Below are 12,474 nucleotides of genomic sequence, written 5' to 3'. Positions count from 1 at the left end.
CGGTCCGACGCAACCGTCTCAAGAGGCTGGTCCGGGAATGCTTCCGTCTCAACCGCGGCGGCTTCGAGCCGGGGGATTTCGTCGTGTATCTGCGGCCCGGCTGCCGCTGGGACGGTCTCGCCGACGCGCAGCGGGACATACTGGACTTGGCGCGCAAGGCCGGGGTGTACAGGCCGTGAAGCCTCTGGTCCTGGCGGCGCTGGCCGTCTACCAGAAGACGGGGCGCGCCTTGCTGCCGCCCTCCTGCCGCTTTCATCCCAGCTGCTCGGATTACGCCCGCGAGGCCGTGCTCACACACGGCTGCGGGCGCGGCCTTTGGCTGACGCTCAGACGGCTGACCCGCTGCCACCCCTTCCATCCCGGAGGACTCGACCCCGTTCCTCCCACCCAACTCCCGATATAAAAGGCGAACCCTAAATGGACAAGAATCTGCTTTGGGCCGTGACTCTCTCGATAGGCATCTACGCCCTCTGGTTCGGCGTCATCGAGAAGCGCTACGTCAAGCCGGTCCAGCCAGCCAGTACCGCGACGTCCGTCGTCGGCGCGGGAGCGCCGACGCCCCGAGCTCCATCAGGAGATGCGTCGGCGCTCGCGGGGGAGAACAGCCGTCCCGCTCTCCCGGGAAAGACGACCGCCCCGGAGGCCGCCGCCGGCCCGGTCGCGGCCGTGGACCGGACGGCCCTGGAAGCCGATGCCGAAGGCATGCCCGCTCCTGACTCCGAGTTGAAGGTCCATCCCGACGGAGCGGCCATCGTGAGCTGCCGCTTTCGCGGGCCCCTGGGCACGGTGGAACTCATCCCGGAGCCCCGACCCGGATTCTTCGCCACCTGGCCGAAGCTCCGTTTCCGGCCCGAGCCCTCGGGGGAGGGGAGACGCTACGCGACGGTGCGGCCCGACGGCATGAGAATCATCAAGGAGTTCCTGCCCGAGACGCCCGGTAAGCTGCCCCGCATCCGGGTGAGCCTGCGCAACCCCACCGGCCAGCCGTTGGCCGGCGGCGCCTGGACCCTCAACATCGGCCCCGGCCTGGACACGGTGCCCAGCGAGGCGAAGGAGAACCACAGCGTCTGGAGGGCCGCCGGCCTCCTCTTCGGCGACAAGGGGCTGCAGGGCAAGGTCGAGGTCTTCAAGCAGCCCGGCGAGCACGCGGGCCCCTACCGCTGGGTCGGCGTGGACAACCGCTACTTCCTGGCCGCCGCCGTACCGGCCGAGGGCGATTTCGACGCGGTGGAAAGCTTCCTGCCCCCGCAGGTCGTCCTGCGCGCCAAGAACGTCGTCATCGCTCCCGGAGAGCAGCGCGACTGGGAGATCCCGTACTATTTCGGCGCCAAGGGCCAGCTCGGCCTCTCGCGCTACCCCTTCGGGCTGGAGCGGGCCATCGACTTCGGCTACTTCTCTTGGCTGGCCCGGAAGATGATGCAATTGCTCGGCCTCCTCCATGCCCGGATCGGGAACTGGGGCTGGGCCATCGTGCTGATGACCTTCTTCATCCAGGCCCTGCTCTTCCCGCTGACCTACAAGAGCATGAAGGCCATGGCGGCCATGAAGAAGCTCCAGCCCGACATCGCGCGGCTCCAGCAGAAATACGCCAAGGAGCCCTCCCGGCTCAACGCGGAGATGATGGAACTCTACAAGAAGTCCGGGGCCAACCCTCTCGGCGGATGCCTGCCGCTCATGCTGCAGATGCCGGTGTTCATCGCGCTGTTCAACGCCCTGCGCAACTCCTGGGAGCTGCACGGCACGCCTTGGATGTTCTGGGTGCACGACCTCTCCGCCAAGGACCCTTACCGGGTCCTGCCCATCGTGATGGGGGGAGTCATGTGGGTGCAGAACCGCCTTAATCCCGCGACGGCCAGCGACCCGACCCAGAAGGCCATGATGAACTGGATGCCGGTCATCTTCACCGTCATGTTCCTGAACACGCCCTCGGGGCTGGTGCTCTATTGGCTGACCAGCAGCATGATCAGCGCCTCGATGCAGATGGGGCTGCGCCGGCATTTCGAGCAGGCCTGAAGATTTCGCAAGGAGGACGACCATGATCGAAGAGATGGAGAGTGAAGGCAAGACGGTAGCCGAGGCGGTGGACAACGCCCTCAAACAGTGGGGCCTGCCCCGCGAGCAAGTCGAAGTCCAGATCCTGCAGGAGGCCTCGTCCGGCATCCTGGGATTCGGGGCCAAGCCCGCGCGCGTCAAGGTCACGCGCAAGCACTGGGGCACCCCGACGCAGCCTACGGGAAGGCCCGCAGCCGCGCCACGCGGCGTTCGCGAGCGCCCTGGTCCCGCTTCCAGGAACTCGGGCGGCCGGCCGCCCCGCCAAGCCCGGCCTGAGCCGCGGCGCGAGCCCCACAGCCACGCCCCGGCTCCCGCCGCCAGAGCGCCGCAGCATCCCCCGACTCCGCCCCGGCCGCGCCCCGAACCCGCCCCGCTGGCCGTGCAGCACTCGGAGCACTCGGAGCGCTCGGCCGCGCCGGCTCAGCCGGTGGACCCGGTCAAGGCCTGCGCCGCCTCGGAGGAGATCCTCAAGGAGCTCCTCGGGCTGATGCTCTTCACCGACGCCAACGTGGCCTCGAAATGGGACCCGGAGCAGGAGCGCGTCAAGACCAACGTCCGCACCGCCGAGGCAGACCGGCTCATCGGGCTGGAGGGGAAGGTCCTGGAGTCCCTCCAGTTCCTCATGACCCTGATGGTCAGCCGCCGCGTCGGCACGCCGGTGGCCGTGCAGGTCGACACCAACGACTACTGGCAGAAGAAGGAGAACGAGATCCTTTCGCAGGTGCTCAAGGGCGTCGAGACCGTGCGCAACACGGGCAAGCCTTTCCGGATGCAGCCCATGGAGCCGCCCCTGCGCCGCCTCGTGCACAAGAGCTTGGCCAACCACCCGGACATCATGACCTCGTCCGAGGGGGACGGCCTCTGGCGCAAGGTCGTGCTTCGGCTCAGGGGATAGCCTTGACTTTCCGGGGCGCTGTAAGCGCCCCGGAAACCGCCTTCACCCCCTCGATGGGGTGAAGGCGAGCCGTAGGGGGAGCCGTCGCCGCTTCATGAAGATGCCGATACCGCCGACCGACACCATCGCCGCCATAGCCACGCCGCCCGGCGCCGGGGCCTTGGCGATCGTGCGCGTCAGCGGAGCGGATGCTGTGCGCGCCGCCGCCGTCGTGCTCGGCCGGACGGACCGGGCCTTGCCGCCCAGACGCGCGGCCCTGTGCGAAGCCCGGGACCCGGATGGCGGCATCGACCAGGTGGTCGCCCTCTTCCATCCGGCCGCGCAGAGTCCCACGGGAGAAGACCTTGTGGAGCTCACCTGCCACGGCTCCCCCTACATCCAGAAGCGCTTGCTGGCGGCCCTGCTGGACGCCGGCGCGCGGGCGGCGCGCGCGGGAGAATTCACCCAGAGGTCCTTCCTCAGCGGCCGCATGGACCTCGCGCAGGCCGAAGCGGTCTGCGACCTGATCCAGGCCGGGACCAGGCTCGCGCACCGGTGCGCGCTCTCGCAGTTGGAGGGCGGCCTGTCCCGGTCCTTGGCGCGCCTGCGCGCGCCGCTCCTGGAGCTCCTGTCGCACCTGGAGGCCTGCCTCGACCATCCGGAGGAGGACATCCCGCCCCTGCCGAGGGCGGAGGCTCAGGAGCGGCTGGCCCTGCTGGCACGTCCGGTGGCGGAGCTGGCCGGCAGCTTCCGGACCGGCCGCATCCTGCGCGACGGGCTGCGCATCTGCATCGTGGGCCGCCCCAACGCCGGGAAGTCGAGCCTTTTGAACGCCTTGCTGGGCAGCGAGCGCGCCATCGTCTGCGCCGAACCAGGGACCACGCGCGATACCGTCGAGGAGCCCTGCGACCTGGCCGGCCTGCCCACGGTGCTGGTGGACACCGCCGGCCTGGGGCACGACGCGCGCAGCGCCGCCGACGCGGAGAGCCTCCGGCGCACGCAGCTGGCCTTGCGCGCCAGCGACCTGGCCTTGCTGGTCATCGACGGCTCGCGCCCGGTGGCCGCTGACGACGAGACCGCGCATCGCCGCGTCATGGAATCGTCCGCCGCCGAAGGGCGGCCCGTCATCACCGTGCTCAACAAGGCGGACTTGCCGCAGCGCGTGGTCCCGGGGCCGGCGGCCTGCCGCGTCTCCGCCCTTCGCGGAGAGGGCCTGGCCGAGCTCAAGTCCCTCTTGGCCGAACGGCTGGGCCGGGACTCGGGAATCCCCGCGGAGGCCGGCGCCACGGTCACGCACCAGCGCCATCACCAGGCGTTGCGGCGCTGCCTCTCCGAGCTGGCCGGCGCGCAGTCCTGCATCGGCACGGATCCGGAGCGCTGGGAGGAGTTGGCTGCCCGGCACCTACGCGAATCCCTGTCCGCGCTGGACGAGATCACAGGTCCAGCCGCCCCGGATGAAGTTCTCGACGGGATATTCTCCCGGTTCTGTGTAGGAAAGTAGGAGGACGCATGACGACGAAGAAGCCCAACAGTCAGCCCAAGAAGACGGCGGCGGGCAAGGGCAAGAAGCCCGCAGCGGAGACCCCCAGGACCCCGGTCGCCGATATCACCTTGGAGCAGCAGATCATCGGCGCCACCTTCCTGGGCAAGGTGAGCAACTACTATTCGCACCTGCATGTCTTCGCCGTGGCGCTGGAGGCGCCGCTGGCCTTGGGCGACACGATCCGCATCAAGGGCCATACCACGGACCTGACCCAGAAGGTGGAGCACATGCAAGTCGATCACCTCAACGTGCAGAGCGGCGCCCCCGGCGAGGCCGCCGCCATCCAGGCCGCCGACAAGGTGCGCCTGGGAGACGCCGTCTACAAGGTCTGAGTGGACGAGTCCCGAGCTCGACGGGTCCTGGCCCTGCTGTTGGCGGTCAACCTGCTCAACTACGTCGACCGGCAGGTGCTCTACGCGCTGCTGCCCGCCATCCAGAAGGATCTCGCGCTCAGCGACGCGCAGGCCGGAAGCCTCGCCTCCGCCTTCATGGTGGTCTACATGCTGGCGGCCTTGCCCATCGGCTATCTCGCGGATCGGGGGGGCAGGAGACTCTGGATCGCGGCCGGCATAGGGCTCTGGAGCCTGGCCACCGCCGCCTCAGGCGTAGCCAGGGGCTTCGCCCAGCTCTTCACGGCCCGGGCCGCGGTGGGCATCGGCGAGTCGTGCTACGGCACCATATCGCCTTCCTTTGTGGCCGAGCATTTCCCGCCGGAGAAGCGGGCCTTCGTGCTGGCGCTGTTCTCCATGGCCATCCCGGTGGGCAGCGCTTTGGGCTACGTGGCCGGAGGCGCCATGGGGCAGGCCTGGGGCTGGCGCAACGCTTTCTATCTGGTGGGATTGCCCGGCCTGGGCCTGATGGTCTGGTCGTTGCGTCTGCGCGAACCTCCTGGTTCGGCGCCACGGGCGTCCGAGGCGCCGCGCTCGGCGGTGGCCTCGTACCTGGACTTGTTCCGCGTGCCGAGCTTCACCTGCGTGACCTTGGCCGGAGCGGCCATGACTTTCACCTTGGGAGGCTTGGCGGTCTGGATGCCGAGCTTTTTCCACCGCCGCTGGGGCCTGTCTTTGGGCGAGGCCGGGACGCTCTTCGGCGGCATGACGGTGGTCGCGGGGCTCCTGGGGAGCCTGTGCGGGGGCTGGCTCGCCGACCGGGCCCTGCGCTGGACGAGCCGCTCCTACTTCTGGGTCTCCGGCCTGGGCTATGTGGCGGGACTGCCCTTGGCCGCCGCGGCCCTGCTGGCGCCCACCCCGCGGCTCTGCGTGGCCGCGATGTTCTGCGCGGAGTTCTTCCTTTTCCTCAACATGGGACCGATCAACGCCGTCATCGTGTCGGTGACGAAGCCTCACGCCCGCTCCATGGCCTTCGCCGCGAACATCCTGGTGATCCATGCCCTGGGCGATGCGGCCTCGCCGACCTTGATCGGACTGGCCTCGGACCGCTGGGGGCTCACACCCGCCCTGCTGACGGCGTGCGGGGCCTTGGCCCTGGCCGCGGCCTTCTGCTTCCTGGGCCTGAAGCATTATGACGCCGACGCGGGGAGGGTGGGATATGCTTAGCCGGGTCTGGACTCTTTCCAAGACGTTCCTATTCTCGGCTGAGCGCGCCGCGCAGGCCTCCCAGGACGAGGAGAACCTGGCGCCCTGCTTCTGGATCTACGCGGTCTTCACCCTGACGACGATGCTGTTCTTCACGATGAAGCCCTTCGATTTCCCGGACCAGAACGCGGCGTATCCGCGCGAAGCGCAGAACCTGATGTTCTGGTTCAAGGTGATGCTCTGGCAGCCGCCGCTGGAGGCGGCCTGGATGGCTTTCCTGCTGGGGCTGGTGGTCTGGTTCAGGCAGGGCTCCTTGCCGGTGAGGCTGGTCTCAGGAGTGGCCTGGACAGCGTCCCCTTTCGTCCTGATGGCGGTCTATGCGACGGTCGGGGCGGATGCGAATCAGGCGATCGCCGAACTGGCCAAGGGGGCCGCAGGAGCGGCGCGCGCCGATGCCGAGGCCCGGGTGATCGCGGGCGCGCGCGCGGTGACGATCGCCAGATGGGCTCTCGGCCTGGGGACCATAGCCTGGATAGGGCTGTTCGTGCCGCTGTGGCGCCGGCTGACGCGGAGCGAAGTGCTGCCGGTGGTGCTCTTCATGTTGGGCGTCAACGCCATAGGTCTCGTGATGCTGGCGCCCATGATCCTGGCCACGGTCCTGCGCAGCTCGAACCTTTTCATGGGAACCCAGGTGGTAGGGGGGTTCTGGCTCTTGGGCTGGGCGACCTTGGGGCTGCGCAAGCTGACGGGGCTGCGGCTGCCGCGCGCTTTCATGGCCGTGCTCTTGTCCATGTTCCTGCAGATCGCCGTAGCCTTCACCCTGCACCTGTTGGGCTTGGTGCCCAAGGACATCCTCAAGGCGCTCCTCTATGCCTGACGCATACGACGTGATCGTCGTCGGCGCCGGCCACGCGGGCTGCGAAGCCGCCTTGGCCGCGGCGCGCTTGGGACGGCGCACCCTCCTGCTCACCCAGAACCTCGACACCATCGCCAAGATGTCGTGCAACCCCTCCGTCGGCGGGGTGGGCAAGGGCCAGCTCGTGCGCGAGCTCGACGCTTTGGGCGGGGAGATGGCCAAGGCCACGGACCGCTCCGGCCTCCAGTTCCAGACCTTGAACCGCAGCCGCGGGGCCGCGGTGCGCTCCCCGCGGGTGCAGTGCGACAAAACCCTCTACCATCTGGCCATGAAGGAGGCCCTAGAGAAGCAGCCCGGCCTGGAACTGCGTCAGGACGAGGCCGCCCGCCTCATCTTCGACGGCTCCCGCCTCCGTGGGGTGATCAGCAGCCGAGGCATCCGCTATGAGAGCCGCGCCGTCATCCTCACCGCCGGCACCTTCCTCAACGGCCTCATCCACATCGGGCTCAAAACCTTCCCGGCCGGCCGCTGCAGCGAAGCCCCGTCGATCGAGCTCCCAGAGGACCTCCGCCGCCTCGGCTTCGAGGTCGGCCGCCTCAAGACCGGCACGCCGCCGCGCCTCAACTCCCGGACCATCGACGCCTCCCGCTGCGAGCTCCAGCTCGGCGACGACCCGCCGAAGCCCCTCTCTCACTTCACCGAGCGCATCACCAACCGGCAGCTGGCCTGCGCCATCACCTACACCAACGAGGCCACGCACCGGATCATCCGGGACAACCTCCACCAGGCCCCGCTCTATTGCGGCCGCATCAAATCCATCGGGCCGCGCTACTGCCCTTCCATAGAGGACAAGGTGGTCAAGTTCCCGCACAAGGAGCGCCACCAGATATTCCTGGAGCCCGAAGGCTTCAGCACTTTGGAGACCTACGTCAACGGCCTCTCCACCAGCCTGCCCGAAGAGGTCCAACTGGCCTTGGTGCGCTCGATCGTGGGCCTCGAAACCGCCGAGATCCTGCGTCCCGCCTACGCCATCGAATACGACTATTGCCCGCCCACCCAGTTGGAACCCACTCTGCAGACCAAGAAGATCCCTGGTCTCTATTTCGCCGGCCAGATCAACGGAACCACGGGCTATGAAGAGGCCGCCGCCCAAGGCTTCGTGGCCGGGGTCAACGCGGCCCGGCAGGTCCGAGGGCTCGAGCCTTTCGGGCTCGGCCGCGACGAGGCCTACATCGGCGTCCTCATAGACGACCTCGTCACCAAGGGAGTGGATGAGCCCTATCGCATGTTCACGGCCCGCGCCGAGTACCGGCTCACTCTGCGCTCGGACAACGCGGACCTGCGGCTCATGGAGAAGGGCTTCCAGCTCGGGCTCATCCCGGCGGAGGCCTACTCCAGGTTCCTGCGCTACAAGGTCGCGGTGGCGGGGAGCTCGACGAGTCTGGATGCGGAGCTCTCCCCCTGGTCCCTGGACAGGGCTCGAGCCCAGCGCGAGACCGAGTTGGCCTATGCGGGCTACATCCGGCGCGAGAAGCAGGCCGCGGAGAGGATGCGCAAATGGGAGAACGTGCCCATCCCCCGGGGTCTCGACTATTCCAGCGTCCCGACCTTGCCCCTCGAGTCCCGCCAGAAGCTCGCTCGCGTCACGCCCCGGACCTTGGGTCAGGCCGGCCGCATCCCCGGCGTAACCCCCTCGGACCTGCAGATCCTTTGGGTCTGGTCCGAGAAAGAGCGCAGACGAGGCGCGCCATGACGGTCCCAGATGCGGATTCCGCTTTGCAGGCCGCGGCGGCCGGCTGGGGGCTGTCCCTCGGCCCGGAGCAATTCGCTCAGATAGACCGCTATGTCAAGGAACTCCTGGCCGCCAACCGGAAGACGAACCTGACCTCGGACACCGACCCGGAGGTCGTGCTCTTGAGGCACGTCGCAGACGGCTTGGCCGCGGCGGGGGTCCTTATTAAGGAGGTCAAGAGGCCCTCTCCCAGGATACTCGATTTGGGCGCGGGAGGCGGCTACATCGGGATGGCCATCAAGATCGCCTGGCCGCAGGCCCAGGTGACGCTCATGGAGTCCCTGGAACGCAAGTTCCGGTTCCTCAACGGGATGGCTGTCCGCTCCGGCCTGCCCGGTCTCACCGTGGCCCTGAAACGGGCCGGGAAGGGGCAGTCGCGCGGCCCGGAGCGAGGCTTCGATGCGGTGGTGGCTAGGGCCCTGGCGCCTCTGCCCGAGGCCGTGGACTTGGCCTTGCCTCTGATCGATCCCCAAGGTCTCGTCCTCATCTTCCAGAGCGCCGCGCCGGACCCTGAGGAGCAGGGCCTTGCGCGCGTGCTGGCGCGCCACGCCGCGAGATGGGTGAAATCTGTGACATACCGCCTGCCCCGGGAGGGCCGGGACCGATGCCTCGCGCTGTTCAGCAAAGCTTGCAAAACCGGGCAAACCGGCTAAACTAATACCGTGGACGTCCTACTCCGACTCCGAGTCCTCATCTGGGTCGTTCTCCTGAGCCTCTGGGGCGTCATGGTCTACCAATACCTGGGCGAAGAGGAAGCCGAGGAGCGGATGCGCAAGGTGGTGAGCCCCTACACCAACCCCCTGCCCTCAATGCTCCCGGGGGGGGCCCCATACGCGCAGAGCGTGCCGCCGGAGCAGAGCCAGTCCGAGCTCCGGCAGGAGCCCTTGGACCATGCCGAGGCCCTGCCGCCCGGCGCGCAGCCGTCGCCCGCTCCCGTCACCGAAGGCACGCCCGCCCCGGATGCAGCCCCGGTGGCCATGGTGCAGCCGCCCTCTGCCCTGACGCCGCTCGCCGACGCCCCGCCGGGCCTGCCGCCTTCCTCGCTGGGAGAAGTCCGCGCCCCCGACTACATCCGCGGCCCGGCATCCAGGGAGACGACGCCTCCGCCGTCCGAGCCGGGAGTCTTCGCCGCTCACTCTCCTGTGGCCGCGCCGCGCCCGGCCGATGTCCCTCTGCCCGTGGGCTTCGTCAAGCGGTTCACACGCCACTTCACCGTCTACGCGGAGGCGGCTCCGCCCTCGCCGGAGTTCCTGGAACTCCTGGAGAACCTCCACGGCAACCTCATGCTGGACCTGGCGCCCTTCTCACCCTGGGCCAAAGACGAGCGGGTTCTCATCTTCCTCTTCCAGAACCAGAACACCTACCGAGACATGACCGGCCGGCCGGTCTGGTCCGGCGGGGCCAGTTCCGTTCCCAAGCGCAAGATCTATCTTTACGAAAGCGCGGAACTCCCCGGCATCCTCGCTCACGAGCTCTGCCACATCTATTACGACAACTTCTTCTCGGGCGGACAGTCGGACCCGCTCTGGCTCAGCGAAGGGATGGCCACCCTCATCCAGATCGAGCGCGGCCAGGCCCGGCCCGTCTGGCTGCGCGAGAACCTCGAGATCCTCGAGCGGGGGGGGGGCTTCGCCCTCGACGACCTCATGAGCGTGGCCGCCACCAAGGGGATGGGCGACGCCCAGGTACGCCTGTGGTACGCGCAGTCCTACAGCGTGGTGCGCTTCCTCATCCGCACCCAGTACAAGTCTTCCTTCTACAAGTTCTCGCGCTATCTGCGCGAGGGCCGCTCCATGACCGAGTCGCTCTACCGAGGCTACGGCATGCCCTACAACAGGGTCAAGGCCCTCGAGTACGCCTGGCGCTACGAGATCACCACCAACCGCCTTTCCCGCCTGATGGCCGCCGCGCCGCAGCAGTAGCGCCGCCCCCCCAGAAAAATAGTCCGGTCTAGGACCCGATTGGGTCTTGACAGAACAGGGACGATGACCTACAATCTAGTCCCGGTGGGGCAAAGTGGTGATGAGTGGAATGAGATGTAGAAAAGTGGGAGAGCGCAAGTGACCCTCCTCATCGGCCGCTACGAATACGCCCTCGACGACAAGAACCGCTTGGGCATCCCTCCCAAGTACCGGGAGATGCTCACCCAGGAGAAGGCCAAGAGCGTCTTCGTCACCAGCGGCATGGAAGGCTGCCTCTACCTTTATCTGCCTTCCCAATGGAACCACCTCGTGGAGAACGGCCTGCAGGCTTTCTCGCTGCCGGACAAGGAGAAGGAGCGCGCCTTCAAGCGCAAGTTCTTCTCCGAAGCCGCGGAGGTCGAGCTCGACAGCGCGGGGCGCATCCTCGTGCCGCAATACCTCAAGTCTCACGCCGGCCTGAAAGGCCAGGTGCTGGTGCAGGGCGCGGGCAACCGCGCCGAGATCTGGGACACCCGCCGCTGGCAGGCGTATGAGAAAGCCAAGGTCGCCCCGGCTTACCAAGCGGTGAGCAAGAGCGTGGAGCTATGACCGTCACTTTGGAGCGCCCGGTCTTCCTGGTCAGAGAACCCATGGAATACGAACATGAGCCCGTCCTCCTCGCGGAGGTGCTGCGCCATCTCGTCAACGAGCCGGCGGGCTTCTACCTCGACGCGACTTTGGGCCTCGGTGGACACGCCGAGGCTATACTGCAACAGATATCGGCCCAAGGCAGGCTCCTGGGATTGGACATGGATCCTGAGGCCTTACACGCAGCCGGAGAACGGCTGAAGGCCCACCCCGGACAATTCCGGGCGGTTCGCGCCAACTTCCGCACCTTGGGCCAAGTTTTGGAGGCGGAGAAGTTCTTCCCCTTGGCCGGAGCCCTCTTCGACCTGGGGATCAGTTCCATGCACTTCGACAAGCCCGAGCGCGGCTTCAGCTTCTCCCTCGAGGGCCCTCTCGACATGCGGCTCTCGCCGGACAACCCGCTGACCGCCGGGATGATCGTCAACAACTGGCCGGCGGAGCAGTTGGCTCTCCTGCTCAAGGAGTTCGGCGAGGAGCCTGCGGCCAACCGCATCGCGCGGGCCATCGCCCAGCGCCGCGAAGAGCGCCACTTTGCGACCACCACCGAACTGGCCAGCTTCATCGCGGGTTTCCTGCCGCGCGGCCGGACCCACGCGGCGACCCGGACCTTCATGGCCCTGCGCATCGCGGTCAACGCGGAGCTGGAGAACCTCACCCGCGGCCTGGAAAGCGTCCTGCCCTACATGAGGCAGGGGGGCCGCATAGCCGTCATCAGCTTCCATTCGCTCGAAGACCGCATCGTCAAGAACATCTTCTCGTCGTTTGTCGAGCAGGGCGTCTGCCGTTATCTGGCAAGCGCGGGGGGCAAGTCGGCCATCGCCCCCTCGGTCGAAGAAGTGGCCCGGAACCCCCGGGCGCGCAGCGCGAAACTCAGGATCGTGGAGAAACTCTCATGAAAAGCCCAGTGGCATTGAGCGGTTCGTCCGTCGGTCTGGCTGCGATCATGCGTCTCAACAGCGCCGTAGGTTTCCTGCAGGACCGGGAGGAGACGATCGACCTGTCGCCGATCGTCCCGATCGGGAATTCCGGCTATGTCTGGCGCACGGTATTCCACAGGAGGTGCGCGTAACAACGTTTTGGCGGGCGCCCACTCGGCGGGGCGCCTGCCAATGATCTGGTGGGGACTCACTCGGCGGGGTCCCCACCAAAGTTCTGGCGGGGACTCACTCGGCGGGGTCCTCGCCAAAGATCTGGTGGGGACTCACTCGGCGGGGTCCCCACCAAAGTTCTGGTGGGGACTCACTCGGCGGGGTCCCCACCAAAGTTCTGGTGG

14 protein-coding genes are annotated in these 12,474 nt (G+C 67.7%); all 14 read left to right on the top strand.

Going from position 1 to position 12,474, the window contains the following annotated elements:
* Positions 1-26 precede the first annotated feature (26 nt).
* The 14 genes from NTY77_02615 (at position 27) to NTY77_02550 (ending at position 12,270) form a co-directional block, all read left to right on the top strand.
* Complete coding sequence (locus NTY77_02615; protein ID MCX5794375.1) at positions 27-179, top strand: hypothetical protein; 153 nt, start codon at positions 27-29, stop codon at positions 177-179.
* Positions 176-403 (top strand): membrane protein insertion efficiency factor YidD, encoded by a 228-nt coding sequence (gene yidD / locus NTY77_02610; GenBank protein ID MCX5794374.1) that lies wholly within the window; start codon positions 176-178, stop codon positions 401-403. The genes NTY77_02615 and yidD overlap by 4 nt, the downstream gene beginning before the upstream one ends.
* Before the next feature lie 14 nt (positions 404-417).
* On the top strand, positions 418-2,013 hold the full coding sequence (locus tag NTY77_02605; protein ID MCX5794373.1) for a YidC/Oxa1 family insertase periplasmic-domain containing protein: 1,596 nt from the start codon (positions 418-420) through the stop codon (positions 2,011-2,013).
* Positions 2,014-2,035: 22 nt separating this feature from the next.
* A complete protein-coding gene (locus tag NTY77_02600; GenBank protein MCX5794372.1) occupies positions 2,036-2,947 on the top strand; it encodes a Jag N-terminal domain-containing protein in 912 nt (303 codons plus the stop codon).
* Positions 2,948-3,041: 94 nt separating this feature from the next.
* Positions 3,042-4,427 (top strand): tRNA uridine-5-carboxymethylaminomethyl(34) synthesis GTPase MnmE, encoded by a 1,386-nt coding sequence (gene mnmE / locus NTY77_02595; protein ID MCX5794371.1) that lies wholly within the window; start codon positions 3,042-3,044, stop codon positions 4,425-4,427.
* Between the two features lie 8 nt (positions 4,428-4,435).
* Complete coding sequence (locus tag NTY77_02590) at positions 4,436-4,801, top strand: translation elongation factor-like protein (GenBank protein ID MCX5794370.1); 366 nt, start codon at positions 4,436-4,438, stop codon at positions 4,799-4,801.
* The gene (locus tag NTY77_02585; GenBank protein MCX5794369.1) at positions 4,802-6,025 is read left to right on the top strand and encodes an MFS transporter; all 1,224 of its coding nucleotides are present in this window, start codon (positions 4,802-4,804) and stop codon (positions 6,023-6,025) included. It begins immediately after the preceding gene.
* Positions 6,018-6,881 carry a hypothetical protein gene (locus tag NTY77_02580; protein MCX5794368.1) on the top strand — a complete coding sequence of 288 codons (864 nt, stop codon included), beginning with the start codon at positions 6,018-6,020 and terminating at the stop codon, positions 6,879-6,881. The genes NTY77_02585 and NTY77_02580 overlap by 8 nt, the downstream gene beginning before the upstream one ends.
* A complete protein-coding gene (gene mnmG, locus NTY77_02575; GenBank protein ID MCX5794367.1) occupies positions 6,874-8,613 on the top strand; it encodes a tRNA uridine-5-carboxymethylaminomethyl(34) synthesis enzyme MnmG in 1,740 nt (579 codons plus the stop codon). Before NTY77_02580 ends, mnmG begins: the two co-directional genes overlap by 8 nt.
* Complete coding sequence (locus NTY77_02570; GenBank protein ID MCX5794366.1) at positions 8,610-9,305, top strand: 16S rRNA (guanine(527)-N(7))-methyltransferase RsmG; 696 nt, start codon at positions 8,610-8,612, stop codon at positions 9,303-9,305. The genes mnmG and NTY77_02570 overlap by 4 nt, the downstream gene beginning before the upstream one ends.
* A 9-nt stretch (positions 9,306-9,314) precedes the next feature.
* Positions 9,315-10,574, top strand: a complete 1,260-nt coding sequence (locus NTY77_02565) for a hypothetical protein (GenBank protein MCX5794365.1) — start codon at positions 9,315-9,317, stop codon at positions 10,572-10,574.
* A 138-nt stretch (positions 10,575-10,712) separates the two neighbouring features.
* Positions 10,713-11,162, top strand: coding sequence for a division/cell wall cluster transcriptional repressor MraZ (mraZ, locus tag NTY77_02560; protein ID MCX5794364.1), 450 nt, complete (start codon positions 10,713-10,715; stop codon positions 11,160-11,162).
* Complete coding sequence (gene rsmH / locus NTY77_02555) at positions 11,159-12,097, top strand: 16S rRNA (cytosine(1402)-N(4))-methyltransferase RsmH (GenBank protein MCX5794363.1); 939 nt, start codon at positions 11,159-11,161, stop codon at positions 12,095-12,097. Before mraZ ends, rsmH begins: the two co-directional genes overlap by 4 nt.
* Positions 12,094-12,270: a hypothetical protein gene (locus tag NTY77_02550; protein MCX5794362.1), complete on the top strand. Its 177-nt coding sequence runs from the start codon at positions 12,094-12,096 to the stop codon at positions 12,268-12,270. The genes rsmH and NTY77_02550 overlap by 4 nt, the downstream gene beginning before the upstream one ends.
* The last annotated feature ends 204 nt before the right edge of the window (positions 12,271-12,474 follow it).

The sequence above is a fragment of the Elusimicrobiota bacterium genome, assembly GCA_026388095.1.
Lineage (GTDB): Bacteria > Elusimicrobiota > Elusimicrobia > UBA1565 > UBA9628 > UBA9628.
Note: the sequence above shows the minus strand (reverse complement) of the source record. Positions and strands in the feature narration are given on the sequence as shown.

Bases quoted from the DNA above. Each gene is read 5' to 3' on its own strand.
- NTY77_02605 (MCX5794373.1), top strand. From the start codon at position 418: ATGGACAAGAATCTGCTTTGGGCCGTGACTCTCTCGATAGGCATCTAC.
- NTY77_02600 (MCX5794372.1), top strand. From the start codon at position 2,036: ATGATCGAAGAGATGGAGAGTGAAGGCAAGACGGTAGCCGAGGCGGTG.
- mnmE (MCX5794371.1), top strand. From the start codon at position 3,042: ATGAAGATGCCGATACCGCCGACCGACACCATCGCCGCCATAGCCACG.
- NTY77_02590 (MCX5794370.1), top strand. From the start codon at position 4,436: ATGACGACGAAGAAGCCCAACAGTCAGCCCAAGAAGACGGCGGCGGGC.
- NTY77_02580 (MCX5794368.1), top strand. From the start codon at position 6,018: ATGCTTAGCCGGGTCTGGACTCTTTCCAAGACGTTCCTATTCTCGGCT.
- mnmG (MCX5794367.1), top strand. From the start codon at position 6,874: ATGCCTGACGCATACGACGTGATCGTCGTCGGCGCCGGCCACGCGGGC.
- NTY77_02570 (MCX5794366.1), top strand. From the start codon at position 8,610: ATGACGGTCCCAGATGCGGATTCCGCTTTGCAGGCCGCGGCGGCCGGC.
- rsmH (MCX5794363.1), top strand. From the start codon at position 11,159: ATGACCGTCACTTTGGAGCGCCCGGTCTTCCTGGTCAGAGAACCCATG.
- NTY77_02550 (MCX5794362.1), top strand. From the start codon at position 12,094: ATGAAAAGCCCAGTGGCATTGAGCGGTTCGTCCGTCGGTCTGGCTGCG.